Source organism: Moritella sp. F3 (assembly GCF_015082335.1).
Taxonomy (GTDB): domain Bacteria; phylum Pseudomonadota; class Gammaproteobacteria; order Enterobacterales; family Moritellaceae; genus Moritella.
In genome coordinates, this window is the sequence record NZ_BLRL01000001.1 from 300,974 (window position 1) to 326,708 (window position 25,735).

29 protein-coding genes are annotated in these 25,735 nt (G+C 39.8%); 5 read left to right on the plus strand and 24 right to left on the minus strand.

Features of this window, described 5'->3' with window-relative positions; genetic code table 11:
- Positions 1 to 5 precede the first annotated feature (5 nt).
- The 11 genes from JFU56_RS01285 to JFU56_RS01335 all read right to left on the minus strand — a co-directional run bounded on the left by JFU56_RS01285 (position 6) and on the right by JFU56_RS01335 (position 7,556).
- Positions 6 to 854, minus strand: coding sequence for a PhzF family phenazine biosynthesis protein (locus JFU56_RS01285; RefSeq protein WP_198435479.1), 849 nt, complete (start codon positions 852 to 854; stop codon positions 6 to 8).
- A gap of 293 nt (positions 855 to 1,147) precedes the next feature.
- On the minus strand, positions 1,148 to 1,780 hold the full coding sequence (gene catB, locus JFU56_RS01290; protein ID WP_198435480.1) for a type B chloramphenicol O-acetyltransferase: 633 nt from the start codon (positions 1,778 to 1,780) through the stop codon (positions 1,148 to 1,150).
- Positions 1,781 to 1,921: 141 nt separating this feature from the next.
- Complete coding sequence (locus JFU56_RS01295; RefSeq protein ID WP_198435481.1) at positions 1,922 to 2,329, minus strand: GFA family protein; 408 nt, start codon at positions 2,327 to 2,329, stop codon at positions 1,922 to 1,924.
- 45 nt (positions 2,330 to 2,374) lie between these two features.
- A complete protein-coding gene (locus JFU56_RS01300) occupies positions 2,375 to 2,971 on the minus strand; it encodes a glutathione S-transferase family protein (protein ID WP_198435482.1) in 597 nt (198 codons plus the stop codon).
- 66 nt (positions 2,972 to 3,037) lie between these two features.
- Positions 3,038 to 3,829, minus strand: a complete 792-nt coding sequence (locus JFU56_RS01305; RefSeq protein WP_198435483.1) for a PhzF family phenazine biosynthesis protein — start codon at positions 3,827 to 3,829, stop codon at positions 3,038 to 3,040.
- A gap of 48 nt (positions 3,830 to 3,877) precedes the next feature.
- Positions 3,878 to 4,429, minus strand: coding sequence for a sugar O-acetyltransferase (locus JFU56_RS01310; protein ID WP_198435484.1), 552 nt, complete (start codon positions 4,427 to 4,429; stop codon positions 3,878 to 3,880).
- 8 nt (positions 4,430 to 4,437) lie between these two features.
- Positions 4,438 to 5,442, minus strand: coding sequence for an alpha/beta hydrolase (locus tag JFU56_RS01315; protein ID WP_242065790.1), 1,005 nt, complete (start codon positions 5,440 to 5,442; stop codon positions 4,438 to 4,440).
- Positions 5,443 to 5,453: 11 nt separating this feature from the next.
- Positions 5,454 to 5,813 (minus strand): VOC family protein, encoded by a 360-nt coding sequence (locus tag JFU56_RS01320; RefSeq protein ID WP_198435485.1) that lies wholly within the window; start codon positions 5,811 to 5,813, stop codon positions 5,454 to 5,456.
- Positions 5,814 to 5,903: 90 nt separating this feature from the next.
- On the minus strand, positions 5,904 to 6,599 hold the full coding sequence (locus tag JFU56_RS01325; protein WP_198435486.1) for an aspartate/glutamate racemase family protein: 696 nt from the start codon (positions 6,597 to 6,599) through the stop codon (positions 5,904 to 5,906).
- A 52-nt stretch (positions 6,600 to 6,651) separates the two neighbouring features.
- Positions 6,652 to 7,059, minus strand: coding sequence for a VOC family protein (locus JFU56_RS01330; RefSeq protein ID WP_198435487.1), 408 nt, complete (start codon positions 7,057 to 7,059; stop codon positions 6,652 to 6,654).
- 101 nt (positions 7,060 to 7,160) lie between these two features.
- Positions 7,161 to 7,556 carry a VOC family protein gene (locus JFU56_RS01335; RefSeq protein WP_198435488.1) on the minus strand — a complete coding sequence of 132 codons (396 nt, stop codon included), beginning with the start codon at positions 7,554 to 7,556 and terminating at the stop codon, positions 7,161 to 7,163.
- A 341-nt stretch (positions 7,557 to 7,897) separates the two neighbouring features.
- Between JFU56_RS01335 and JFU56_RS01340 the strand changes: the two genes are divergently transcribed.
- Positions 7,898 to 9,091, plus strand: coding sequence for a DEAD/DEAH box helicase (locus JFU56_RS01340; protein ID WP_198435489.1), 1,194 nt, complete (start codon positions 7,898 to 7,900; stop codon positions 9,089 to 9,091).
- 142 nt (positions 9,092 to 9,233) lie between these two features.
- Here the strand turns inward: JFU56_RS01340 and JFU56_RS01345 are convergent, their stop codons facing one another.
- The 9 genes from JFU56_RS01345 to JFU56_RS01385 all read right to left on the minus strand — a co-directional run bounded on the left by JFU56_RS01345 (position 9,234) and on the right by JFU56_RS01385 (position 16,067).
- Positions 9,234 to 9,530 carry a Dabb family protein gene (locus JFU56_RS01345; protein WP_198435490.1) on the minus strand — a complete coding sequence of 99 codons (297 nt, stop codon included), beginning with the start codon at positions 9,528 to 9,530 and terminating at the stop codon, positions 9,234 to 9,236.
- Positions 9,531 to 9,576: 46 nt separating this feature from the next.
- Complete coding sequence (locus JFU56_RS01350; protein WP_198435833.1) at positions 9,577 to 9,894, minus strand: antibiotic biosynthesis monooxygenase; 318 nt, start codon at positions 9,892 to 9,894, stop codon at positions 9,577 to 9,579.
- 117 nt (positions 9,895 to 10,011) lie between these two features.
- Positions 10,012 to 10,446, minus strand: a complete 435-nt coding sequence (locus JFU56_RS01355) for a GNAT family N-acetyltransferase (RefSeq protein ID WP_198435491.1) — start codon at positions 10,444 to 10,446, stop codon at positions 10,012 to 10,014.
- Between the two features lie 176 nt (positions 10,447 to 10,622).
- Positions 10,623 to 10,934 carry a N(4)-acetylcytidine aminohydrolase gene (yqfB, locus tag JFU56_RS01360; RefSeq protein WP_198435492.1) on the minus strand — a complete coding sequence of 104 codons (312 nt, stop codon included), beginning with the start codon at positions 10,932 to 10,934 and terminating at the stop codon, positions 10,623 to 10,625.
- A 136-nt stretch (positions 10,935 to 11,070) separates the two neighbouring features.
- On the minus strand, positions 11,071 to 11,583 hold the full coding sequence (locus JFU56_RS01365; protein WP_198435493.1) for a hypothetical protein: 513 nt from the start codon (positions 11,581 to 11,583) through the stop codon (positions 11,071 to 11,073).
- A gap of 107 nt (positions 11,584 to 11,690) precedes the next feature.
- Positions 11,691 to 12,161: a GNAT family N-acetyltransferase gene (locus JFU56_RS01370; protein WP_198435494.1), complete on the minus strand. Its 471-nt coding sequence runs from the start codon at positions 12,159 to 12,161 to the stop codon at positions 11,691 to 11,693.
- A gap of 256 nt (positions 12,162 to 12,417) precedes the next feature.
- Positions 12,418 to 12,696 (minus strand): SMI1/KNR4 family protein, encoded by a 279-nt coding sequence (locus tag JFU56_RS01375; RefSeq protein ID WP_242065791.1) that lies wholly within the window; start codon positions 12,694 to 12,696, stop codon positions 12,418 to 12,420.
- 121 nt (positions 12,697 to 12,817) lie between these two features.
- Positions 12,818 to 15,127: a sigma factor-like helix-turn-helix DNA-binding protein gene (locus JFU56_RS01380; RefSeq protein WP_198435495.1), complete on the minus strand. Its 2,310-nt coding sequence runs from the start codon at positions 15,125 to 15,127 to the stop codon at positions 12,818 to 12,820.
- A gap of 118 nt (positions 15,128 to 15,245) precedes the next feature.
- Positions 15,246 to 16,067: an HNH endonuclease signature motif containing protein gene (locus tag JFU56_RS01385; protein ID WP_198435496.1), complete on the minus strand. Its 822-nt coding sequence runs from the start codon at positions 16,065 to 16,067 to the stop codon at positions 15,246 to 15,248.
- Between the two features lie 440 nt (positions 16,068 to 16,507).
- On the opposite strand from JFU56_RS01385, the gene JFU56_RS01390 reads away from it, so the two are divergent.
- Positions 16,508 to 17,269, plus strand: coding sequence for an SDR family oxidoreductase (locus JFU56_RS01390; protein WP_198435497.1), 762 nt, complete (start codon positions 16,508 to 16,510; stop codon positions 17,267 to 17,269).
- Positions 17,269 to 17,895, plus strand: a complete 627-nt coding sequence (locus JFU56_RS01395; protein ID WP_198435498.1) for a TetR family transcriptional regulator — start codon at positions 17,269 to 17,271, stop codon at positions 17,893 to 17,895. Before JFU56_RS01390 ends, JFU56_RS01395 begins: the two co-directional genes overlap by 1 nt.
- 22 nt (positions 17,896 to 17,917) lie before the next feature.
- Here the strand turns inward: JFU56_RS01395 and JFU56_RS01400 are convergent, their stop codons facing one another.
- Both JFU56_RS01400 and JFU56_RS01405 read right to left on the minus strand, forming a co-directional pair.
- Positions 17,918 to 18,955: a GGDEF domain-containing protein gene (locus JFU56_RS01400; protein WP_198435499.1), complete on the minus strand. Its 1,038-nt coding sequence runs from the start codon at positions 18,953 to 18,955 to the stop codon at positions 17,918 to 17,920.
- A 99-nt stretch (positions 18,956 to 19,054) separates the two neighbouring features.
- Complete coding sequence (locus JFU56_RS01405) at positions 19,055 to 21,166, minus strand: ExeM/NucH family extracellular endonuclease (RefSeq protein WP_198435500.1); 2,112 nt, start codon at positions 21,164 to 21,166, stop codon at positions 19,055 to 19,057.
- Positions 21,167 to 21,247: 81 nt separating this feature from the next.
- On the opposite strand from JFU56_RS01405, the gene murQ reads away from it, so the two are divergent.
- The gene (gene murQ, locus JFU56_RS01410) at positions 21,248 to 22,141 is read left to right on the plus strand and encodes an N-acetylmuramic acid 6-phosphate etherase (RefSeq protein WP_198435501.1); all 894 of its coding nucleotides are present in this window, start codon (positions 21,248 to 21,250) and stop codon (positions 22,139 to 22,141) included.
- A 66-nt stretch (positions 22,142 to 22,207) separates the two neighbouring features.
- Positions 22,208 to 22,573 (plus strand): FKBP-type peptidyl-prolyl cis-trans isomerase, encoded by a 366-nt coding sequence (locus JFU56_RS01415; RefSeq protein WP_198435502.1) that lies wholly within the window; start codon positions 22,208 to 22,210, stop codon positions 22,571 to 22,573.
- A gap of 146 nt (positions 22,574 to 22,719) precedes the next feature.
- On the opposite strand, the gene JFU56_RS01420 is transcribed toward JFU56_RS01415, so the two are convergent.
- Positions 22,720 to 23,910, minus strand: coding sequence for an iron-containing alcohol dehydrogenase (locus JFU56_RS01420; RefSeq protein WP_198435503.1), 1,191 nt, complete (start codon positions 23,908 to 23,910; stop codon positions 22,720 to 22,722).
- Between the two features lie 194 nt (positions 23,911 to 24,104).
- Positions 24,105 to 25,700, minus strand: a complete 1,596-nt coding sequence (locus JFU56_RS01425) for an MATE family efflux transporter (RefSeq protein WP_198435504.1) — start codon at positions 25,698 to 25,700, stop codon at positions 24,105 to 24,107.
- Positions 25,701 to 25,735 lie beyond the last annotated feature (35 nt).

The window sequence follows — 25,735 nt, forward strand, 5'->3', positions numbered from 1 at the left end:
TAAACCTAAGGTACTGACTGTAGTAAAGTATGTTGATGTACTTCGTCTAGGTTAACAATGCTCTTAAGCAATACATTTACTGTCAATTCAATACTATCATTTGGGTTTTGAGTGACTTGAAAGTACCCGCCTTCGCGAGATAGCTGATGTACTTCTAATTGACGAGTTTCTAATTGCTCTGTTAACAGCTTGCTTGACCAATATGGCACCAATGAACATTGAGCAGATCCTGTCGCAATATCTTCATCAATGCCAATTTTAGGAGCGAAGAATCTGAGTACATAACCAGTATCACCTTTCTGCGCAGTCACTATCACTGCATGGTAATCATCGATTCCCTTAATGACTGAAAAGTCAGGCTTGAAGTTACGAACTTGGTCCTCATCCTCAAGTACTAAAATCAAATCTCTGGTTGCAAAAACATCGATAGGATCTAGACCAAGTCGCTTTCCACAAGCATCACCATAACAATTACCATCTAAGTCAAGACTCGGCTCAGCAGTCCAACTCGGCATAACCATTGAATAACCATCGGCTAATTTTTTGACGGTAATTATTCCATGCTGACTATGCAGTTTAACGTCTAATGCATGCTCTGGTGTTATTTCAAAAATAGCCGCCGCAGCCGCTAAACTGCCATGGCCACATAAGTCGATTTCGACGTTACCAGCAAACCAACGAATAGCATAACCCTGCTCGGTAGCAACAATAAACGATGTCACCGGTTGGCCTAAATCTTTAGATAACACCTGTAATTCCATGTCTGACAACCAGGTTGTCAACTTGACTACAGCAGCTGGATTACCCTGCGCGTGTTCACCTGTAAATACATTTAATATATATGCTTTATTCACTGATCATCCTTAAAGGGTTAACGCTGATGTATGAGGATTAGTATTGCTCGCCGCTATTTAACAGAATCAACATTCTGATTATTTAGTTTAATCATTGCAAACCCAGTTGCGAATGGTTATTATTAGCAACTAATTGTTTAACGATATGATATATAGGTCAATCATGAAGTGTTGTAAAGATTCGATAATGAAAAAAGTAAATAGAACCTGGCTTGAAAAAATGTTTTACAGCAGCGTTTATAAATGCACTAACTGTAATAGATTGGTTAAGCTTAAATAAAGTAATACATTTATTATAATCGATTCTGATTTTGCCAATAATCATACAGGCCACTAATATCAGATGAGCACATGAAACTCATTGCCCCTTTAATTTGCTCATCACTCCACTGCCACCATTTCATTTCTAATAACTGGACAATTTCACTTTCAGTAAAACGATAACGAATGTGTTTTGCTGGGTTTGAACCAACAATGGAATAAGGTGCTACATCCTTGGTTACAACAGCACGACTTGCGATAATAGCACCGTCACCTATTGTGACACCACTCATGATCATCGCTTCAGTACCTATCCAAACATCATTACCAATGACAGTATCACCTGATCGTTCAAAACCATCTTTAGCGTCAGAGAAGTTTTCATTATCCTGGTAAAAAAATGGGAAGGTACTAACCCAATTATTTTGATGCCCTTGATTACCGGCCATCATAAACACAGCGCCCGAACCAATTGAGCAATAACTCCCAATAATTAACTGATCAATATCAGTTCTATCGGGCAGTAAATAACGCGCGCAATCATCAAAACTATGATTATGGTAGTAGCCAGAATAGTAGCTGTGCTCTCCCACAATAATATTCGGGTTTGTTACTTGTTCTTTCAATGATTTACCCACAAAAGGGCTTTCAAAATAATTATTCAACTTAAACTCTCTTTTAAGTTTATGACTAACGCTACAACACACGGTCGATAGCGTCAGCAAAACAGTTTGGAATAGACTTTGTCACCGCAAAATCTCTTTTCTTATAGAACCTCTCGGTGTTCTATGGTTTATTACTAAGCACTACTTTCTTGAAGGCTCATACTTTTCATACATTGGTAATGTCGCATCTAGTTCCTCCCAGTTTCCTTTCGATGTAATGAAATTATGGGAAATTGGTCGCTCTATGATATCGCTATCAATCACACCTAAACGTATTCTTAGTTTGTCAGGCTTAGCGGAATTTGAGCTATAGATTGGAGAGCCGCACGTAGCACAGAAGTACTTTCGTTTTCCTTCACTGCTCTCATAGTATTTAAGTACATTCTTAATATCGGTAATTTCAAGTTCAGACGCATTCACAAATCCATTTGTAGCATAGGCACTCCCACTTGATTTACGACAACGTGAACAATGACAATAAATCGGATCTGAAATTGCACCATTCAATTCAAACTGAATAGATCCGCACAAACAACTTCCATTATACATCTCAAGTCCTTAATATTAAAAATATTAGAGTGAAAATCTAATTAGTTACGCCATACCCACGTAACCATCTGTTGATTGAATCCGACGACACCAATTTTGAATTTCAGGGTAACGGGTTAAATCAAAACCACCTTCATCAGCGACATGGGTATAAGCATAAAGAGAAATATCAGCAATCGTCATTTCATCACCCACTAAATACTGAGTTTTAGCTAATTGGTTTTCCATTAGTTGCAGCGCTTTGTTGCCGCCCTCTTGAAGTGAGGCGTATTCATCCATCCTTGCTTTAGGCATGTCTAAATATTTTTGAATAAAACGGGCGACAGCAATAAAAGGTTCATGGCTATATTGTTCGAAGAAAAGCCATTCGTACACTTTCGCTTTCACGTAAATATCGGTTGGCAGCAAAGGTGTGTTCTCGGCAAAATAACCTAAGATTGCGTTCGATTCACATAGAAAACGGCCGTCATCTAATTCTACCGCTGGAATTTTTCCGTTTGGATTTTTAGACAGGAACACAGCTGTTTTCGTTTCACCCGCTAAAATGTTCACCTCAACCCAGTCATGTTCAATACTTAAAAATGATAATAACATCTTCACTTTTAAGCAGTTGCCTGATTGTAAGTCACCATATACTTTCATTTTGCCTTCCTTGACGATTCGGTTCACGATTACATGAATATTAAACTTCGATATTCAATTCTGATATTAAACGTTAATAGTACCTTTCAGGTATAGTACCCCTTGACCAGATACAATGACATGCTGATTTGTCACCTGACACTTTAAAATACCACCTCGGCGAGAGGCCTGGTATGCCAACAAGTCAGTCTTGTTCAATTTATCAGCCCAATAAGGCGCTAAGCCCGCATGAATAGAACCTGTAACAGGATCTTCATCGCCGCCGTTGGCTGGCCAGAAATAACGCGAAATGAAATCGTATTGAGTCGAGGTCGATGTAACGACTACATCATAAGGGGCAAGTTGTTTCAGCTGTGCTGAATCATAACTAACATCCAATACATCTTGTTCACTATTTAAAATGGCAAAGTAAGCCTGCCTATTTCTCAGCACCAGCTTTGGTGTTTTCGAAAGCCCTAAAAGCAGTTGCGCTGGTATCTCTAGAATAGGCTCTGGCATTTGAACAGGGAAAGTCATTTCTATTTCATTGTCCTGATTCAGCACGACCTTTAACCTACCGACTTCAGCGGTAATAAACTCAATTTCGTTTTTAACACCAAATTCATGAAATAGCACAAAAGCAGACGCTAATGTCGCATGACCACAGAAATCAATTTCTGTCAGCGGTGAGAACCAACGGATCTCGTACTTATTCCCTTCTACCTGTTTTACAAACGCCGTTTCTGATAGGTTGTTCTCTATCGCAATACTTTGCATCAATTCCGCGGTTAGCCAATTATCCACTGGAATAACGGCGGCTGAATTACCTTTGAACTGTTGATCTGTAAACGCATCAACGACAAATATATCCATTTTCAATGTATGAACTCCCTTTGCTTTTTTATAGGCGATCTACTTGTTAATAACTTAAACAGATTTCATCACCCGACAAGGGTTACCAACTGCAACGCTATTATCTGGGATGTCACGGGTGACAACACTGCCAGCACCAATAACACAGTTATCACCAATGGTGATACCTGGTAAAATAGACACATTACCACCAACCCAAACATCATTGCCGATGGTTATCGCAGAACCGTATTCCGTTTTTTGGCGTTCAATCGGATCCAGTGGATGTGTACCTGTCGAAATCATGACATGAGGACCAAACAAGACATTATTCCCTATCGTCACTTTGCATACATCAATAATGGTTAAATTGTGATTGGCATAAAAATCATTTCCGATTTCAATGTTATAACCATAATCGCAAAAGAAGTTAGGTTCCATATGAGCGGCACCTTTTATGGATAATAGCCCTTTCAAAATAACCATTCTTTCATCTAATTTAACCGGATCATGCATGTTAAACTGATGACAAATAGACTTAGCTTTCATCCTATCTTTTAACAGTGTCTCTTCCCATGCATCATATGGTAGACCTGCAAGCATTTTCTCTTTTTCTGTCACCGTCATTTCTCTCTTTAAAAAGTATTCGAATTGAATTTCTGTAACCACGCTTTCACCACTAACCGCACTTCAGGACCTACTACTATGCCCATATGTGAAACTTCAGGTAACAGTTCAACTTTAACTGATGTATATGGTGACATGACAGACTCAAACTGCTCCGCAATAAACGCATCATCACACTCACCGACAGCGACAAGAACCGGTTGTTTGATCGCAGCAAGGTCTTTTTTATAATGTCGCGGGACGTAGGCGGTATTAAGCCGATGAGAATACAATAAGGTTTCTGTACCATCTTGTGCTGATGCAGGCATATTGAATTCGATAGCAGTCAGATGATCAAACCGATGGATCCCCATCATATTGAACATGCTTAACCCGATAATACGAGCAGTATGTACATGAGCCCAACCGCCCGAATTAGTGCGCATCGTTGGGGCATTATATTTTAGGAAAGGCGATAACAATAAATATGCATCGATTTTCTCGGCATAACGACTGCCAGCAAAACGTATCGCCAATCCACCGCCGGATGAATGGCCACCAAGGATCAGTTTACTATTGGGATGACGATCTTGAATATGGATAAGGAAATCAGCTAAATCATCTTCTAATTGATCGATATAGTCGACATCTCCTCGCCGTTCAGGCGTCAGGCCATGCCCGCGTAAATCAGGCGTATAGACTGCGGCTAGCCCGTCATCACTGATGGACTTAGCTAAAGGCAATAAATACTGGCTATGCCAACCTGAGCCATGCAGTAAAATAAGCACCGTATCAGCACCAGCTGGATAGTGTCGATAGATTATCTCTTTACCATCCCTTGCTTTACAGCTTTGTCGTGGTGGTAAACATGTGTAATCAACGACATAAAGTTCATTAAAATTCAGACTGCTGTTATCCAAATCACGCGATTTTCGTTTACCAAAAAAAATCAATAAGGCGGCAATACTCAATTGAATCGCCACCGGAATGATCACAAAGTAAATAACCGTTAAAAACACTGTCTGCATAGCCATCGGCGCCCTCTTTATAAACTGATATCAGACCATACTGCAAATTCATTACCGCTGGGCTCTAAAAAATGGAAACGACGGCCACCAGGAAAGGTAAATATAGGCTTAATAATCTCACCACCCGACTGCTCGACTTTTAAAAGTGTCGCCTCGATATTATTGCTATAAAAAACTAATAACGCCGCACCATTGCTTGTTAATGAAGATTGCGCTGACTTGAAAAAGCCACCATTAAGACCTGCGCCAGAAAATGCGCTGTATTCAGATCCAAAATCTTCAAACGACCACCCGAAACAAGCCGTGAAAAATGCTTTTGTAGCAGGAATATCACTAGCGGAAAATTCGACATAATTCAATTTTTCATGTTCGTGCATATACTATCTCCTATATTCTCATCCGATACTATCTCCCATGACATGGCTTATAAGGTCAGGAAGCCCTTCGGTGTTAGTGTTAGCCTGAGACTAAGTTATAGCCCTTTCGACAATTGCTCTGCAATGAATTTCTGTTGTTGAAAATAGCGGTACACCTTTATGTTCAGGCGAAGCTAATAGTATTGGTATTTCTGTACAACCTAAGATCACACCTTGAGCCTTCATGTCGATGAGATCTTCAATGACGGATAGAAAGCCCTGTTTTGTGTCGGCACTGAATTCATTTCGTACCAACTCTGAGATTATTTTCTGGTGAATGTATTTTCTTGATGTTTTCTCTGGAACAACAGCTTCAATACCATAGGCTTGCAAGGTCATTTTGTAGAAATTCGTTTCCATGGTTTTCTGTACGCCAATAAGACCAACGCTATCCAGCCCCATCGCTTGAATGGACTTTGCTGTTGCGTCTCTGATATCAACAATGTCCACATCATACTTAGCTGTGATGGTGTCCATAAAACGATGCAAACCATTTGCACATAACGCGACGACTTCAGCGCCACCAGCAACAAGAACCCCGACAGCGTCAATGATCATGTTTTCACACAATTGTTCTGTCGGATCTTTATCCTGATTATCAAGAAACGCCCCTTCATCAAGGCTTTCGATTAGAACATGCGCGCTGCGGTGCCCACCGAGCTTTTCATTTGTGAATGTATTAATTAACTTATAATACTCAAGTGTCGATACCCAACCCAGTCCACCGACAAGTCCTATTTTTTTCAATTTCGTAATTCCTTTTAGCTACAGCGTAATGATGCGTTAGGTATAAATGGCCTCAAAGTGTGTCCTGACAGAATCTAAATAGATAACCATCAGGGGTTTGAACGATAAATTGCTGTTGAACCGCTATCTTATTACCACATTCATATGACTTAGATTCTAAGTGTAAATATATCGCATCCAAAGCGAGTGATTTAACACTGCGATATAAAGTCTCGATATTTTCAACATCCCACTGGAAATTAATACCACGTCCTAATGGAGCCTCAAGCTTATCGGAGATCCACTTACGGCTCTCACCATTAATACCTTCAAGCATCAAATCAACACCATCGAGCGTGAGATAAGCAAACTCTTCTTCTGGGCGTTCGTATTTTATAGCGAAGCCCAATACAGTAACAAAAAATGATTTGCTCACATTGATATCGAAACAGTAAAGCTCTGGTACTACTCGTAACGTCATCATTCCCCCTATTCAGACTAGCTTGCTACTAGGTAAGTAACGTGTGCCACACTTAAATTAAACTAGTTGAAGCACGATTTTTCGAGTCTATCGGGATATTTTTAGAGAGCAACGTCACTTGGCAGGAAGTGTGTCGTGCATATTTTATTTCCATCAGGATCACGTAAATATGCAAGGTACAATTGGCGTTCTCCAGTTCCACGTACGCCTGGTGGTTGCTCTATCGAAACACCACCATTTGCTAAACCGATTCGATGCCATTCATTGACGATTTCAGGGCTATCGGCCAAGAAACCAATTGTCATCCCATTGCCATGGCTTGCCTCTTCACCATCGATTGGCTTAGTTAATCCCAGCACACCTGTTGGGGTGAAATACATACAACGCCCTTTTTCATCAACGACGCCTTCGTTGTAATTAAGCACTTTCATAATGGCATCATAAAATGCTTTTGAGCGAGCTACATCATTCGAACCGATCATTATATGGCTAAACATACACTTCCTTTTTTGACTACTTTGTAAAACGTTGCTTAATATGAACGGTAAGAAGAAAAACAAGACGCCTATGGTTTGCGTCGTTCATAATGAATTACACATCTTTGACCTACCAGTGATACTAACCAACAGCATCACTATTGAATAATATCTTATTTTATTTATCTTTATGAACAACACTTTATCAACTTAATACAGCAAGGTAAACGAACGATAGGGATTAAAACCAAATTGATAATTTACGGTATCAGGGTCAGAAACAGTCATCTTGAATACGTCTTAAATATGTTAAAGCATTCTGTTAGAATAATAGGTTATTGATTAAAGAATACTGAGTCAGCATGTCAGAGTTTAAAGAATTTTCACTTTTAGAGTCAATTATTGACCGCGTTAGTCTTAAAGGCTATAAACAGCCCACACCAATCCAAAAAGAATGTATCCCTGCGCTTATTAATGGGCATGATCTTCTGGGTATAGCGCAAACGGGAACAGGAAAAACGGCGGCCTTTTCACTGCCTATTATCAATAATTTTGGCCGCAATAAAATAGATGTCAAAGCTAAGAGCACGCGTTCACTCATACTTACTCCCACGAGAGAGCTTGCTTCGCAAATAATGCAAAACATTGATGACTACGCTGATGGTTTAGGGCTTAAAACTAAAGTTGTTTATGGTGGTGTAGGAAGACAAACTCAAGTTGACTCTATCGCGCTTGGACTTGATATTTTAGTGGCGACCCCAGGCAGGTTATTGGATTTAATTAAAACCGGCGATATTAATTTTAATGCGTTAGAAGTATTCGTATTAGATGAAGCAGACACAATGCTTGATATGGGGTTCTTTAAGGATGTTCAACGCATCATATCTAAACTGCCAAAACACCGACAAACACTCTTGTTTTCAGCAACTATGCCTGCTGAAATAGAAATACTTGCACAGGCAATTTTAACGGAACCAACAAAGGTTCAAATTGCGGCAGAAACGGTGACTATCGATTTGATTAATCAAAGTGTATACCATCTTGAAAAATCGAATAAAGTACCTTTGCTGTTTGATATCCTGAAACAATCTGATTATAAAAAAGTGCTAATCTTTTGTAAAACAAAGCCAGGCGCTGACATCATAGTTCAAGCTCTAGAAGAAGCATCCATCACTGCAGCTAGCCTTCACAGTGGTAAAACACAAGCAGCGAGAGAAGAAGCGTTACAACAGTTTAAAGATGCTCATTTAAGAGTACTAGTGGCTACTGATGTTGCTGCTCGTGGCATTGACGTTGATAATATTACTTTAGTCATTAACTATAACCTACCTGAAGATCCAAGAAACTACATACACCGTATAGGGCGAACTGCGCGTGCAGGGAAAAGTGGCATGGCCATTTCATTTGCTGTCAAAAATGATATCGAGCTATTAAAGAGTATTGAAAAAAGCATTGGGCAAGCTATACCTGTTATTACAGAACAGCTTTTCCATAAAGAATTTGCAGCAGCGCCTAAAAAAGCCAAAAAAAAGGTTAAAAAAAGAAATAGAAGATAAGGATGTAAATATAGCGATAAACGCGCGTTCAGTACTTAATACTTGTCACCATAAATATTAACTACTGAACGCCCTGTTGTATTTATATGCCTAATATTAAATTTTACTCCCAAATCATTGGCTTGCTAGCAGCGAAAAAACGTTAAGCCTGATAATCAAAAACAATGATATCTTCGATTAATGGTCTAAAAACGTCTTTCAACGCTTCGTGTTCAGGATGTGGAAGATAATTTTGCCTGCCATTTTCATCAGTAAATGTCATTAATACTGAATGTGTATACCCTTTATTTTTACCTTCAGGGCTATCATTTACACCCCACTCTACTGAAACTACACCCTCAACTTTCTCAGGCATAGATTCAAATAAGGATTTCAACTTCACTATTTCAGATACTTCTGAGTACTCTTTGAATTTTATAAGTAAAACATGTCTAATCATTCATTCCCTCCTAGCAACTAATACCCCATTAAAGGGGAATTACTGGTTATATGCCGTAATCTCGCTCTACTTTTGATATACGCACTTTAAAAGACTCATACCAAGACTTACGTCCAGTTTTTTGAGCTTCTAAATGCTCAGAGTTTGCTTTCCACCTTTTAATTGAATCAAGATCAGCCCAGTAAGAAACAGTTATACCTACATCTTCTCTTGCTGACTCCACACCCAAAAATCCAGATTGTTGTGCTGCTAGCACAGTCATTCTATTGGCCATTTCACCATAGCCATTTTCACCTTCTGTTCGTGTAGATGTGAATATGACAGCATAATATGGTGGTTTAGGCGTATCAGCGATAACGGACATTGGTGCTCCTAGGTATATAGACATAATGACTCCTCACGAGAGTTAGTTTTTATTGGCATGAACCTCTGTGTTTTACTTGACGTCGGGAGTCATACTAACGCCGTCTTAAATGCTTTATTATGCGCGTACTAATTGGTGACGCATTTCTATTAATTGATGCTCACCAACAACTTCTACTTCTTGGATAAATTCAAAACCAAATCTTTCATAGTAGCTTCGCAAATAGCCGTGAGCATGAATTTCTATAGATCTTACACCTTTCTGATTAGCATGTTCCATTAATGCTTTCACTACAACTGAGGCAATACCACAACCTCGATAAGCATCAAGCACTGCAACTCTAGCCATGACCGAAGAACCATCAGTATTAGTAACCAAGCGAGCAGTTGCTACAGGTCGCTCAACTTCCATAACAAGGGCGTGTTCTGACACACTATCTAGACCGTCAAGATCCAACTCACTTGGAATATTTTGCTCGACAGTAAATACTTGATAACGAATAGCTTGGGCCTTTTCTATGAGCTCAGCGGACTTTCCAATAGTAACTTCCATGCCAACTTCCTTTAAACACATAACGATTCAATAAGGGATAAGCTAACGCAATACCTAAGCAATTGCAGCCACCTTAAACACTAAAACCCACACATACTAAAATGCCACCGTTGCGAATCCCTCTTAAACAACTTGCTACGTGCGTGGCTCATGAGGGCTTAGAACTTTCAGATATATCACCCAACGACTTTAAAGCTGATAAAGTACAGACTATTTTCTGTTGGATAGATCTTACGTAAGATCCATTTGAGTATAAAAACAAATGGTAGATTCTCAGCTTTTGCATGCATTCTATGTAGTTGATCAAACTCCACATACTCAATACCAAGTATTTCTAGCTTACAAATCTTTCGATTGTCTTCATGAGCAAAAGCCTCCACTACCTGCCCAACAGAGTAATGACTCTCTAATTCATCACGAATCGTTGCAGTCTTTTTACCTGATAGGATTTGACGCTCCATCCTTGCAAAAAATGTGATTTTATCCAATGAATTACGCCTACTTTCTTACTGATTAGTCCAAGTACACAACGCCTTATTCAGAGGCAAAAAATAGTTGGTTAAAATAAGCGACGCAGGAGCAAAAACCAACTGTTTTTGTCCTGTTGAATTGACTTGTTATGCATTATCTCCGCTTATACATCAGACCAAATGAACCTTTTGACCAAGACTCTGAAAAGTAATCTCCCACTTTTAATGATTCAAAATGTTTCTTTGAAACGTCAAGTTTAGTTGGTTCATTTGAATGAGTTGTCTGAATATAAACATAGTAACTCATACCACCCTTAGTACTTTCATATGTGTCTAGCTCCACAACTTCACCAGTTAGTTGAACTTGTTGCTGATCGCCAACCATTGCGTTTAAACCCATAACATAGCCACCACTTATCAAAATAAGCATTGCGGCAATAATTGACGTCCACAATAAACCTTTTATTTTTCCCGCTTTCCGACGGTATTCAGGGACTTTACATAGGTAAACGTAGAAGCAAAGTATACCGATTGGAAAAGATAAGTATTTAAATGCCCAAATAAATGATTCGTTAAGGATTGTGTCGTACATAAATGTTGGAACAACACCAACTAAGATATATACAAGAAAAACCCAATCACCATATTTTTTAAGATAATACTCCACGCTACATCCATAATTCATAACGCCTCACTAAAAGGCAAATAATAGTTGGTTAAAATAAGCGACGAAGGAGCAAAAACCAACTGTTATTTGTCCTTTTGAGTGACTTGTTATGTTTGTGACAACTGATACTCATAAAAATCTGTTTCATCGTTTTCACTAGCACTCTTAACAAAACCAAGTTTATGGAGCAATTTGGATGAAACGATGTTGTTAGTGGCTACACCTGCAATTAATCGCTTTATTTTGTTCTCATGCTTAATAAAATCAATTAACCCCTTCAGTAACTCAGTAGCGTAGCCTTTGCACCAGTATGACTCACCAAGAAGATAACCAATATGAGCATCCGCATCATTTCCGACAAATACGAAAACAAAACCAATTGTCGTATTTGTGCCTGTATGCTTCACCATAAACAAACGGCTTTCCGACACCATTTTTTTATACCAGTCTTGAGCATCTGAGAGCGAATTAATATTTCGAAAATATGGAGGAAGGCTCTCTACTACTTTGGTAGTTAACAATTCCGTGATGGAAACTAAAGTTTCAGTTTCCAGTGTACCACTGAAAACTTCGACCACGGATAACCTTGAGGTTTGATAGATAAACGTCAAAATTGACACTCCATTTCAATAGCAAACATAACGCCCCAAGCAGGGGCAATTTAAAGCAGGCTAAAATAGGAGCCAAGCGACGGGAGCCTACTTTAAATTGTCCCGCTGACTTGGCTTGTTAGTTGTACGTTTACTCTTCGGACTCTGCAATCATTTGGCCACGCCACTCAGACACATTTGCCCACTTTTCGTTAGTAACGCCGTTATGTGACCAAAACACAACTTAACCATAAGAGTTTAAGCAATAGTAGTCTGAGTTATCTTCACAAATGGGCAGCAATTCCGTTGGTAAGTCGTAAAACTCTCGTGCACTTTCCAAAACTTCAAATATGTCTGCGTAGCTCGGAGGACCGACAATCTCAAGTGCTTCCAATAGTGCATAGCCTAAATCATAACCCGATTTTATAAATGCTATATATTCCGTTGAAAATCTGAACCCGAGCTTTTCTTGAGCTTGGGCTATTTCAATATCAGTTGGTATTCTTGGTGCTAACTCTTCCATTAACTCAGATTCTCAGTAAGTACAACTAACGCCTCGTTAAGCGGATAATAATGGTTGGCTATAATCGCGGAGCGATGGCCAACCATTATTGTTCCGTTTAAACGACTTGTTAGATTTTTATTTAAGCTGTCATTTGCTTAAACATGCATATGTATTTAACAAAAAGATCGGCTATATAGTGTGCTTTATTAAAGAGAATGTGCCTTTCTTCTTTGCTAGGTACTTCACCATGTGCTCTATCATTCCTTTCTTCTCTTAGCGTGTTTAAATGATGTCCTTTTGTTACGACACCTTCACGGACGACACAGTTAATCATTAAAAACAGTTTAGATAGATCTTTTGAGTTAACAGTCATTTTTCCAAGAGTTTTTTGTTGTTTTAAATATGCTTTAAGTGATGTCTCAAATAACAACCCTAATTCATACAGGGCAAGGTCAACTTTTTCAAGTGTCAACATTTCCAGAGGCCTTTCTAATGCACTTAATATTAAATTGTTTGATGTATATTTTCCTACATCAACTGCTATTTTCTCAACAGTTTCGTGGTGTGAGTACATAGCATAGTATTTGTTATTTTCTTGGTACTGCGTGATACCTTTCATTTTATCTAGATACTGATAAAACGTTGGCCTTTGACATTCAATTACTTTTAAGACTTCGAGATACAAGTTTCCTTTAAGCATTGGAATATTCGGCTGCTCAAACAAAATAGCTTTAATTTCATCCTGAACACGATCGCGTAGAAGTACTCGTTTTATTCTGGGTTTAATTAAGTCTAAGTTTGAACAAGTTACAAGCTTTGATCTTTTTCCGCTTTGCGCATTGATCTCTAATCCTGATGTTACGAGTAATCTTTGTCTGATACTAGCTTGAGAAAGCTTTGTCGTAGTTTCAATTGATTTAATCAAGGAAGATAAAACAATTGGGTTTGAGGTTAATAAAACGTCCTTAATCGCATTCGTGAATTCTAATTCAGAAATACTTCTGTTTACTTGTCTCTTTTGTGCGGCAGGTAAACGCCATGCATTTAATGCAAACTCATTAACTCCAACTCTCGTAAATAGTTTTTGATCATTAAGATAAACTTTTAATGATTTAACTGATGCATCTGGTCGGATATTTTCAATTTCTTCTACTATTTGATTAAACTTAAGTGGCTTACCTGATAAATGGAGGACTTTTTCAATAGCTTGAATAATAGTTAAGTTTGAAGTGTTTTCCCACTTTGAGAGAGCCCATTCACCACTTCTACCAATAGGGGTAAAACGTGTATCTGCGACTATTTGGTTTTTCAAGTTAGTTTCTAAAATAGGTGTAAAGTCACTATTACTCTTACACAATAAATTGATTTCTTTGTTTATTTTTGAAAAATGCATAGATTTTTCATGAGACTCCAAAACTCTATACGCTTTGTCTGCGGCACTCCTCAATCTTGAAAATTTAACTGTTACAAACTCACCATCATAATCAATATCTTCTATTGATGATATTGCAATAGAAATTGATTGATTGATCGTTTTAGAAGGTTTTTTTAATTTTTTCTTAACTAGAACAGTCAGTTCAAAAATAGGAATAGAATCTACATTGTCATAAATAATATCTAATGCTTGAAATATACTCTCTAGGTCTTTCTTTTTATAATTTGCAGTTTGAATCCATGATTCAGTTATTTCCCCTCTAAAGCCAAGAACCTTTCTAGGTGTTTTGGTATAACCTAATACCTTCATAAATAAGTTAAAATATTCTATTGGAAGTGTTTCATTGTATTTATCTTGAAGAATACGCTCAGCATCAACTTTTAGCAGGATAGGGTTGAAACCTTCAAAGCACTCTAAAGCCTCATTAAAGTTTTCTATAAGTAGAGAACATAACTTCCATCCTTTGGTTTTAAGCTCCCCTTTCAATAATAGAGCTAATTGCTTTATTATTTTTGATTCAATTTGCTCTATTCTCTGCTTGCTAACATTATAGAAAGTACCTATGTCTTCAAAGGTATACTGCTTGTTACCGTTAAGTCCGAACCTCTTATTAATAATATCCAAATCACGTTCATAGTTCTTTTTATGTTTTTCAGTTAAATATAGTTCAAGAACTGCTGGAAACGCTTCAACAAGGTTACCTTTTGCAGAAGATAACAATTCATCACAACCTGCTATCAATTTTTTCAATTGAGGCTCAGTCGCCTTCTCTACAGTTTGAATGAATTGTCTTATAGATGATTTACTATCCAAAATTGTTTTTTCTCCAATACCATCCATGGTAGGGAGGTCTTTAAATATTATTGAAATGGCTTCGTGACTGTTTTTTGCCTTCTGGGCTTTAACTATATTTAAAGCTCTTTTAGGTAGCCCTATAGATTCAACAGGGATACTTTCAGCTCTTGTAATGAATAATGTTGAAAAATATTCCTTGTCTATGTTCTCGATTAGCATACATACATCCGGTTATGTTTAAAATCTAACGCCTCATTAAGAGGCAATAAAATAGTTGGTTAAAATAAGCGACGAAGGAGCAAAAACCAACTGTTTTTTGTCCTGCTTTAATGACTTGTTAGGCAAGTTTAGCTTCAATAGCTTTGGCAATGCGCCTTAATTCATTGTTAAACGATACCCCATCCAACGCATAGTGGGCTCTCCTGTGACAAGTTGGGCAAAGTGCAATAACATTTTCAGGGCTGTCTGCTCCACCATCTGATAGCCTAGTTAAATGATGCACCTCTAAATAAGGACCGGATTTAGTCTCAAATGCTGATTTAGTGTCGCAACCTTCACACAGACCATTAGCCCGTTTTTTTGCATATAACTTAATTGCATCACTTCGATATTTTACATGAATGAGTTTTTCTTTTGCCTTTGCTTTAGTTGGCGTATTACTTAATGCAATTTCACGTAATTGTTTTAGTGATTTACTTTTTGTCGGCTTTATTAGGTACGGTGCTTTAGGAGATTCAACTCCGTTACCTTTTGTTTGTGGAACAATGTCTAGGTGAAATATAAAAGCAGCTCTTTGCTCTGAGTTTTTATCAGGTCTTTCTTCGGTGTGATGGATTATAAAATTACAATTACCGACAAAGCGAACCATACCTTGAGAAGCAGCTTCAAAAAGAAGAATTTCTTTATTATTCTTTTGATGATCACGAATGGCCAAATTACCTTTAGACATTATCATGTCACCTTCTTGGCCTTCTCCTGTATATCTGAAAGTTCCATCGGGGCTAAAGCCATCAGAATAACCATATTCTTCACCAGCTTCACTGGTAAAAATAAACACATAAGGGTGATTTGCAGGAGTTGCAATACCACCATATTGCTGGCCTTTATAAACTCCATGTATATCAGTTCGACGATTATAAATTTTTCCAACTTCGAACACTGGACTCTCCTAGTCGCATAACAGCTTATTATACTGACGTCTCAATAAAGCTCTTCTCAACGCCAATCAAAAAACAACTCTAACATATAAAACAACATTTAAAATCAATGCATTATACATTTTTAATCACCGGTTAAACTAATACCTTATTCCGCAAAATGGAGCGTTTTATTTATAGAGGTCTCTATAAATAAAAAACAAAAATTAAGACCTCAAAAATCAATCACATAAGTTACACATTAAATATAATTAAGACCTTTTATCGCAAAATAGAGACTTTATTTGGCAAAAAATTAGCACTGATATGAGAACTAAACATTACAGTATCAAAATATAAATAACCCAAGGTCATTTACAAAACAAACAACACCGTATAGCCTAAGTAACTCAAGGTCACTTAATTGACCTTGATCATATTTAACCAGATAAAAGGAATTACAATGAGCTATACAGTCATCACAGGCGCAAGTGCGGGTATCGGTAGCGAGTTCGCGAAACAATTAGCGGAAACAGGTCAGGATTTAATTTTAGTGGCTCGCCGTAAAGACAAATTAGAAGAACTCGCTAAAACATTACAAGCCGAGCAAGGTATTAACGTGGTTTGCTTTGCAGTGGATCTTGCCGATCCTAAAGGCAGTGAAATATTAGCGACAGAGATCAGCACTAACAACCTAGCTATCAACGGCCTGATTAACAACGCTGGTTTTGGCGACCGTGGGGGCTTTATTGATTTACCGCTCGAACGCCAAATGCAGATGATCCAATTAAATGTAACAACCTTAGTCGAGCTGACTCACCGTCTAGCGCCAAACATGCGTCAACAAGTAAAACCTTTCATCATCAATGTCGCATCAACCGCAGCGTTCCAGGCTGGCCCGAACATGGCGATATACTACGCGACCAAAGCATTTGTACTGTCTTTCTCTGAAGCATTACACGAAGAGTTACGCCCTCAAGGTATCGCCGTTAGCGCACTCTGCCCTGGCCCAACGTTATCTGAGTTTGCCGCTGAAGCCAACATTACCGACTCAAACCTATTCAAAGCAGGCGCAATGACATCAGCTGAAGTAGCAAAACAAGCCCTTGCTAACCGCAACAGTGCCATTGTCGTTACCGGGCTTAAAAACCAAGTTGGCGTATTGTTTGGCAAGGTTTCACCCCGTTTCATGACCCGTAAAATTGCTGGATGGTTACAAGCATAATGCAATGTATTATTAAATGCCGCGCTACAACGCCAGAGCAAAAAGCACTACGTTTAACGCAGATAATGGACGTCACCGCGGCACGTTTCTCAACTCTGAGTTATGAAGAGGTAAACTTAAAACATATCGCCGCCGATGTGGGGATGACCAAAGCCGCTTTGTACCGTTATTTCAGAAACAAAGAAACCCTGTTTCTAGCCGTTTATATCCAGGAGTTCGAACGTTTAGCACAGACAGCTAAAACTGAAATGGGGCAAGTACAACTCACCGATTCGATTTGTAATACCTTAATCAAGCATCCGTTATTTTGTAAGCTCAGTGCCATCATGCATACAGCATTACAATGTAACTTAACCCTTGATGAAGCGCGGGAGTTCAAAACCACGCTATTGCACTTTATTGAGCAATACGCAGTGATGCTAAACGAACATTACGCATTAAGTATCGAGCAAACTACTGAGCTGTTATTACAGGTGCAGCAAGTCATTATTGGCTGCTGGCACATGAGTCATTCTGTAGGCGCTGTTGCAGAGGTCATTAGAGAAGGGCCACTACAGCTATTTGAAGTGAATTTTGCCGATATACTACACAGCCACGTTGCGCGGCTTGTCGGTAGTTATCAATAGACTTACGAGTAGTTATCAGGCTTTAAACGATTCTGGCTAAGATCTGATTCTTGCCTGAACGTTTGACTTTATACAGCAAATCATCTGCCATCTTATACAGTTCAAGCATACTGTTATCGCTACGCTTAATCGTCACTAAGCCCAATGAAATAGTGACGTAGCGGTTGTTGTCGTTCGCTTTGTGCGGGATCGCCAGTTCTTGTACTGCCAGACGGATATCACTGACAAGTTGTGATGCCATAATTTCATCATCAGCATAAAACAATAAACCAAACTCTTCGCCACCTAAACGAAAGATATAATCATCAGCGCGGAGTAACTTACTCTGTAACAGCCCCGCTATCGTGACCAAAGCATCATCTCCAGCTACGTGACCGTAGTTATCATTGTATTTTTTGAAATTATCAATATCAATGATCGCAAAGTTTAATAAGCGCTTGCTGCGTTTAGCCACCCGTAAACAGTCTGGGAACACAGCGTTAAATTTACGGCGGTTATACAGGCTCGTTAATGGGTCTGTCATTGAGTAGGTTTCTAAACGACGGTTTGTTTCTTTTAACTCATGCTTTTGATTTTTTAGCTCAGTGACATCGAGCATCACTCCAACCACACCCAATATCTTGCCATTTTCAGCAAGTACTGACGCTTTATAGAATGAAAAGATGCGTATAGAACCATCAGCACACTTTACTGATGTTTCATAAACCTGTTTGCCTGGATTCTTAAGTAAGATGAGATCTTTGGCGTGATAAATCTTCGCTAGTTCATGCGGTATATACTCACCTAAATCAAATAAAGACTTGTTCATAATCTTGTCTTTATCAATACCGAATATAGTTTCAGCAAACGCAGCATTACACTGCTCGTAGACACCATTAATATTTTTATAAAACAATGGGCTAGGTATCGTATCAACTAATGTTTGCAATAATCGCGCGGTCTCACGAGATTGAGTTGCAGACTCCTTAGCTATCTCCAGCTGTGATTGTAGATCAGCCGACTGAGCTTTAAGCTCTTCGATTTGCAATTCTAATTCTTGGTAGGTTAATTTTTTTGTCATCGTACACCAGATAAAAACAACTCAATATACATCCTTCATAACACAAGGTTATACCACCATTTGGTTATTAATGCGCTATATTATATAAATAAATGCCCTTTATTTCAGGTCAATAAAGATAGGATCGTGATCTGAAGAAGAAAAAACTTCGTGACTTGCAGAAAAAATAGTTTTCGCGTTATTAATCAAATAGCTCTCTGCGGCATTGATATGCCACACCTTTTTCTTTACTAAGCTCGGCACCAGATCAGGACTCAGTAAAATATAATCCAATCGCCCTGGCGCTTTAAAAGAATAGGTCCAATTCACATCTGGCTGATTGTCGAATGGATCGTGATAACCAAATCCAGTGTCGGTATGCAGCGCCAATAAGCTTTTACCCAAGTAATTGTGTTCACTGTGGGCTATTTTATAATAGCTATAACGCGTAGGATCATAGTCTGTTAACACTAACAAGGGGTCTTCTTTCGGGTAACTGTTCAAGTCACCTAAAATAATCTTGCTGCCTGGTACAGCCGCTAACGCTTGCCCCAATACACTTGCCGCTGAGGCTCTGAATTGCGCGCAATTGCCCTGCCTACCTTGTGCTAATTTGTGTTTCGCCTTTTGCCATGCGCGTAATGATTGTGGATCTTTATGACGCTGAGTCTTTTGTTTTTTCAGTGTGGCCGCACCGCGTTTGTCTTCAACACATTTAGATCCCTTGGATTTGAAATGGTTCACGCTTATGGTCAGTCTGTTATTGTTATTCGTGCTATCCATACGGGTAAATGTCGGTGTCAGTGCAGGTCGATGATAAGCGTAACCAAGGCGATGACGTTGTATCGGCAACGGAATAACACGGGTATTAACCAGTTTTAGTTTACGCGGGCGATAAAAACCAGCGACGGTGATTGCGCCAGTACCGAGATAATAGTTCTGATGTAAGTCTGCTTTATCAGGTTTGATCAAGGCATAATGTTTACTGGGGTCAGTTATTCCCCGATTCACCAGGTCTAATAACCGCCTGATTGCTGAATTCTGGCCAAAGCCATTATTCTCCATTTCCATCAAACCAATGAAATCAGCGTCTAATGCGAGTAAGGTATCTCGCAGTTTTATTTCTTGCTTATGCAGTGCCGACAAGGTTTTAGCACCACGATTTTGCCTTAACGGGTTATTCACGCCACCCGCTTCGCGATTGAAGTAATTAAGTAAATTGAAACTGGCAATGCGCAGGTTATCCCTGTCGCGCACAGCTAACGGCTGTCTGTCGCTGCTATGTCGATTACTACCATGCCTGTCACTATGATGCGTACTTTCATGCAAAAAACGAGCTTGTGCCAAGCCATTATCCACCAGCAACCGATACTCGCCATAACTAAACGTTAGCACGCCAACAATTCCCGTTACTTTGTCATTGACCCGCATGTAATCCAAGTCTGAGAGCGCAGATAAGCCAGCTTCTAACTGCACATATAATCGCCGTTGCTTATTGTTTAACGCGAGTGCGTCAGCTGCAATGCTAGCAGGAAAGGCCGTGGTATTTGGGTGGATGTTAATCTGCTTGTGACTGAGAATAATGTTATAACGTCGCCAACGCCGCTCATAATATAAAGGTTTGGTTACGCGCATATTGGTGATGCTTGCCACGCGGACTTTCATGCCTTCATAACGCTCTAATGTGTCACTAAAATTAGCATCAGCTGTGGCCGAGATGATATCGGTTGGCGCTATATTACTCGCTACTGTTTGTACACTGCCAGTTTGCATCGTCTTTATATGCACATTTTTTGTATGAGACGTCGGACGTAATCGCGTCATGCCATAATATTCTTCTACAACGCCAGTCACGCACACGCTGCTATTAGGTGTGATATTTGCAAGTTTATCTGTACTGACAAAGATCCCCGTTGAAGCAAGACTCAATTTGGGCTTGGAACTTTGCTGCATAAAGAACCCCGGATCTTGACCGCGTTTCAACTTAGTCACCCACCCTTGCACTGTAAATGCCCGATCACTGCGATATGTACGTTTGCCTTTATCCTCAGCTTTATTTTTAACTTCAGGCGAACGCTTGCCCTGCCCTTGTAATTGACTGATCGAGCTATTTTCACCCGCGCATAAAATGGGCTTATTTTTATGCCTTTTGTTATGCATGACGTCACTGGCGAATACACTATTCACCACGATGATCAGCAGGATTACCCCGCGTGATAAACCCGCTAGCATTCTCTACATTTCTGTTTTAGAATCATCACCATCAATCCTTTCATTAGACCCCGCGTCTTGTGTTGTATGAGTGTAGTTATTATGGATATAAAATCGCTTACTTCAGAACAAAGAAATTTAGCAAGTGCTAACCTGGATCAACTTTCAACATTAGAACTTGTTAAGCTATTCAACAGTGAAGATGAAAAAGTCAGTCACGCCATTAAACTCGAATTACCGCTAATTGCTGCCGCTATTGATGTTATTGCCCATGCATTTCAACAAAATGGTCGATTAATTTATATTGGCGCAGGGACGTCAGGCCGTTTAGGTGTGCTTGATGCCTCTGAATGTCCACCGACCTTTGGTGTTGGCCACCAGCAGGTACAAGGTATTATTGCCGGTGGTGAAGCGGCGATGTTTAAAGCACAAGAAGGCGCTGAAGACGATTTAAACATGGCACAGATCGACTTAGAGCGGATCCAATTAACCCCGCAAGATGTGGTGGTAGGTATCGCAGCATCTGGGCGCACGCCTTATGTGATCGGTGGTTTATCGTTTGCGAATAATGTAGGTTGTGACACGATTGCAATTAGCTGTAATAACGACGCCCCGATATCGAGTATCGCGAAGATTGCCATTACCCCCGTGGTTGGCGCTGAAGTCTTAACAGGCTCAAGCCGCATGAAAGCAGGCACTGCACAAAAGCTAGTGCTGAATATGCTCAGTACAGGCGCGATGGTCAGAACCGGAAAGGTGTATCAAAACCTGATGGTTGATGTGAAAACTTCGAATGAAAAACTAATCACCCGCAGTGAAAATATCATTATGGATGTGACGGGTGTAGAACGTGAACGCGCAAAAACACTATTAATTGCCGCGAATCAGCACGTGAAATCAGCTATCCTCATGGAATTAAATGAAGTTGATTATGCGACCGCAAGTCGACAGTTAGCGGATAACCAAGGTTTTTTACGCCAAGCATTAAATCAATAGCCTTCCTATTTTCAATACTTTGCACACTTTTGAATTTTGTACACTTTGCACAACATGAGACTGAACATGACTGAACACAAAACTAAACTACAAGAAAACGGACTACAAATAACAGACATCGTCATTGGTGATGGTAAAGAAGCGGTAAAAGGCGCGTTGATCACGACTCAATATCGTGGTTTTCTGAGCGATGGCACGCAATTCGATTCGACTTACGACAAAGGTAAAACGTTTCAATGTGTGATTGGTACTGGCCGTGTTATTAAAGGCTGGGATCAAGGCATTATGGGCATGAAGGTTGGCGGTAAACGTAAACTGTGTGTACCATCAGCATTAGCTTATGGTGAACGTAGCATGGGCACAGTGATCCCAGCGCATTCAGACCTTAGCTTTGAAATTGAATTACTTGAAGTACTCACACGCGACGATTAATCAGTGTGACGTGAGGCTTCAATAGAGACTTCAATAAATAGTTCATGACATTCATAACCGATATTAGCGTGTTATGAATGTCATCTTAGCTTTTGGCTTAGCGGCTACCGTTTATGCAACAGCTTATACCGCTATTATATCCTAATCTATACAGCAACTAGCTTATGCAATAAGGCTTCACACTGTGCTCTATTCATCAATTTTGGCACAGGGTAATCACAATATGCTTCACGTACAGCACGTTTAGCAAGTTCTGGAATATCATTCGCTTTAAGCTCTGGGAAGTCGGCTTGAATATTTAATGTTTTATTCAATGCTTTCACACCCGCAACAAACTTATGCGCTGCTGCAACTTGCGTATCTTCTTTACTCGCTAATCCTGCTGCAATCGCTAATTCAGCATAACGGCACAATGCATTCTCGAACGAAAAATCAAGGATGTGCGGTAAAATAACAGCATTAGCAAGTCCGTGTGGCACATGATAATAACCCCCCATTTGATGGGCAATCGCATGCACATAACCAATCGAAGCTCGAGTAAACGCAACGCCAGCATTAAAACTGGCAATCGACATTTGGCGTCGTGCTTCAATATCACTGCCATCAGCATAGGCTTTCGGCAAGTTTTCAAAAATACGTTTCACCGCATCATAACCATACGCTTTGGTTTGCTCTGTCGCATAATAACCAATATATGATTCAACCGCGTGTGTTAATGCATCAATGCCTGTTTCAGCGGTAATTTTAGCCGGAAGTCCAAGCATTAATAATGGATCTAGAATAGCAACAGCTGGCACTAAGCTTGGGTCGACGATGGTAAACTTTTGCTTTTTATCTGGGTCAGTCACAACAGCAACAACTGTCGCTTCAGAACCTGTGCCTGCCGTTGTTGGAATCGCGACAAAGGGGGGTAATGCTTTACGCACACGTAATAGACCAACCAACTTTCTCGCATCTACATTTTTAACGGCTGCTGCTGCAATCGCTTTTGCGCAATCCATTGGTGAACCACCACCTAATGCGATCACACTATCACAGCCATCTTGCTTATACTGTTTCCAGCCATTGGCGATAAGCGGTAACGTTGGATCTGGCGTGACTTGATCAAACAGTGAATAAGCAATATTTGCAGCATCTAACGCGTCAGTTAAATGCTTAGCAATGCCTAACTTGACTAACATTGCATCTGTAACAATCAGTGGTTTAACGCCACCTAGCTCTGCTAATGCCTGTGCAGTTTGCGTGATAGCGCCTTCGCCTTCAATCAGCTTCGGCAGTGGGATCGGCACTAATTTATTGACTTGCCCGCGGATTTGAATAACAGTTTGATGCAACATAAATTTTCCATTTTAATTAATACGTCATGCGAGTAACGAGTTGAATAGGCACATACTTCGACATTACTTGTACTTGTTTAACGAATACGAGGTTAATAGTACTGTGTTAATTGAAGTAATAACACTAATTCCACTCGAATAACCAAACAAAGCGACTCGCTTTAAACAGGTATAATTTACATTATATATAATTGCTATTTTTCTTTGTTATCATTATCCGCCAATAATAAGTTACAGCCTTTACTATCGTATTCTTCGTTGTACATACCAAACTGCGAACATTCCGAAGACAGCGCATTGATCGTAGACGTTGTCGTTATGGGCGTTGCGCTAGCTAAATCAGCCACATCCGTCATCGCTGCAGATGCTGTCGCTGTTTTAGCGGTTGTAAATACTACCGAGTGATTTGTTTCATTCCTCTCAGTCACTTTAACCAATTTATCGGCAAGTATTGCATCCTGGTCTGTTTTACATTCAGTTTGTTTAATCAGTTTAAAAGCTAAGTAGATAGACGCTATACCAAAGAATACCGACCCTAAAGCCTGACCAATCAGAATACCTTTAACACCCCCAATTTCAGCACCTACAAGCACAAACGGGATAGTACCCAACGTCGCTTTGCCCATATTGAACCAGGTTGAGTACTTTGGTTTGCCAAGGTTGTTAAAGCTGGCGTTCGCAATGAACATCATGCCATTGAAGATAAAGGTAAGTGCTAATAAACGGCAGAACAGTGTCACAACTTCAACCGCATCCCCTGTCAGGTTAAAGCCACTGATTAAGTAATCTTCAATTAAGAATAAGATGAAAGAGACAACGACCACATAGCCGGTACAAAACCATAATGCGTCTTTAAGGCTTTTACGCACCCGAGGAATTAATTTTGCACCATAATTCTGCCCCAAAATAGGCCCAATGGCACCAGACAAAGCAAAGATCATCCCAAATGCCACCGGTAAAACACGATTAATCGTGGCGTAACCGGCCATGTAACTGTCGCCGAATTCAGCAATGCTACGGGTCACAAAGGCGTTACCAATCGGCGTTGCAATATTGGTTAGCATGGCAGGTAGTGCAATCGCCATAATAAACGGCAGTTGGGCTTTAAAGCTATCGCTATACCAGTCGCCAAGTAGTTTATGCTTGGAATAAACCCCATAAAATGACAGCGCAAATACCGCGCATCGAGAGAGTACACTCGCAATCGCTGCGCCTTCGATACCCATGCCTAATGCGAAAATGAAAATCGGATCTAATACCGCGTTGACGATACCGCCACCTATGGTTGATAACATAGACAGCTTGCCATCACCTACTGCACGCAAACTTGCGCCAAGCGCCATTGCCAAGGACATCAGTGGCATCGAAGGTACCAGAATTTGTAAGTACACTGTGCCTAAACGTAAGGTTTCACCTTTGGCGCCCAACAAAGCAAGCAGGTATTCAATATTAAACCAGGTTAACAACATGATGATCAGGGATACAAAAATGGTCACAACGCTGATGTTGATCACATACGAGCGTGCACTATCTCGCTTCCCCTGCCCTAAGGCTTTAGACACCAGCGCGCCCATCGCTATAGATAAACCAATAGAAATAGAAGTGGTAAAAAAGGCCACCGTCCCCGCATAACCAACAGCCGCAGCTAAGTGTTGCTCGCCAAGTAAACTGAGATAAAACAGATCCAATAAATCGACTAAAAAGAGGCAGGTTAAGCCGATAGCGCCCGTCGAGCTCATATAAATAATATGAGACAAAGTAGAACCTTGGGTGAACTTAGCAGTGGTCATAAGGGGTCTGAATATTTAATAATGAATAGAGTTAC

Excerpts from the sequence above, each read along its gene's own strand:
- JFU56_RS01295 (WP_198435481.1), bottom strand. The coding sequence starts at position 2,329 with ATGTATAATGGAAGTTGTTTGTGCGGATCTATTCAGTTTGAATTGAAT.
- JFU56_RS01300 (WP_198435482.1), bottom strand. The coding sequence starts at position 2,971 with ATGAAAGTATATGGTGACTTACAATCAGGCAACTGCTTAAAAGTGAAG.
- JFU56_RS01310 (WP_198435484.1), bottom strand. The coding sequence starts at position 4,429 with ATGACGGTGACAGAAAAAGAGAAAATGCTTGCAGGTCTACCATATGAT.
- JFU56_RS01315 (WP_242065790.1), bottom strand. The coding sequence starts at position 5,442 with ATGGCTATGCAGACAGTGTTTTTAACGGTTATTTACTTTGTGATCATT.
- JFU56_RS01320 (WP_198435485.1), bottom strand. The coding sequence starts at position 5,813 with ATGCACGAACATGAAAAATTGAATTATGTCGAATTTTCCGCTAGTGAT.
- JFU56_RS01330 (WP_198435487.1), bottom strand. The coding sequence starts at position 7,059 with ATGACGTTACGAGTAGTACCAGAGCTTTACTGTTTCGATATCAATGTG.
- JFU56_RS01335 (WP_198435488.1), bottom strand. The coding sequence starts at position 7,556 with ATGTTTAGCCATATAATGATCGGTTCGAATGATGTAGCTCGCTCAAAA.
- JFU56_RS01340 (WP_198435489.1), top strand. The coding sequence starts at position 7,898 with ATGTCAGAGTTTAAAGAATTTTCACTTTTAGAGTCAATTATTGACCGC.
- JFU56_RS01345 (WP_198435490.1), bottom strand. The coding sequence starts at position 9,530 with ATGATTAGACATGTTTTACTTATAAAATTCAAAGAGTACTCAGAAGTA.
- JFU56_RS01350 (WP_198435833.1), bottom strand. The coding sequence starts at position 9,894 with ATGTCCGTTATCGCTGATACGCCTAAACCACCATATTATGCTGTCATA.
- JFU56_RS01355 (WP_198435491.1), bottom strand. The coding sequence starts at position 10,446 with ATGGAAGTTACTATTGGAAAGTCCGCTGAGCTCATAGAAAAGGCCCAA.
- JFU56_RS01375 (WP_242065791.1), bottom strand. The coding sequence starts at position 12,696 with ATGGAAGAGTTAGCACCAAGAATACCAACTGATATTGAAATAGCCCAA.
- JFU56_RS01380 (WP_198435495.1), bottom strand. The coding sequence starts at position 15,127 with ATGCTAATCGAGAACATAGACAAGGAATATTTTTCAACATTATTCATT.
- JFU56_RS01390 (WP_198435497.1), top strand. The coding sequence starts at position 16,508 with ATGAGCTATACAGTCATCACAGGCGCAAGTGCGGGTATCGGTAGCGAG.
- JFU56_RS01395 (WP_198435498.1), top strand. The coding sequence starts at position 17,269 with ATGCAATGTATTATTAAATGCCGCGCTACAACGCCAGAGCAAAAAGCA.
- JFU56_RS01400 (WP_198435499.1), bottom strand. The coding sequence starts at position 18,955 with ATGACAAAAAAATTAACCTACCAAGAATTAGAATTGCAAATCGAAGAG.
- JFU56_RS01405 (WP_198435500.1), bottom strand. The coding sequence starts at position 21,166 with ATGCTAGCGGGTTTATCACGCGGGGTAATCCTGCTGATCATCGTGGTG.
- murQ (WP_198435501.1), top strand. The coding sequence starts at position 21,248 with ATGGATATAAAATCGCTTACTTCAGAACAAAGAAATTTAGCAAGTGCT.
- JFU56_RS01415 (WP_198435502.1), top strand. The coding sequence starts at position 22,208 with ATGACTGAACACAAAACTAAACTACAAGAAAACGGACTACAAATAACA.
- JFU56_RS01420 (WP_198435503.1), bottom strand. The coding sequence starts at position 23,910 with ATGTTGCATCAAACTGTTATTCAAATCCGCGGGCAAGTCAATAAATTA.
- JFU56_RS01425 (WP_198435504.1), bottom strand. The coding sequence starts at position 25,700 with ATGACCACTGCTAAGTTCACCCAAGGTTCTACTTTGTCTCATATTATT.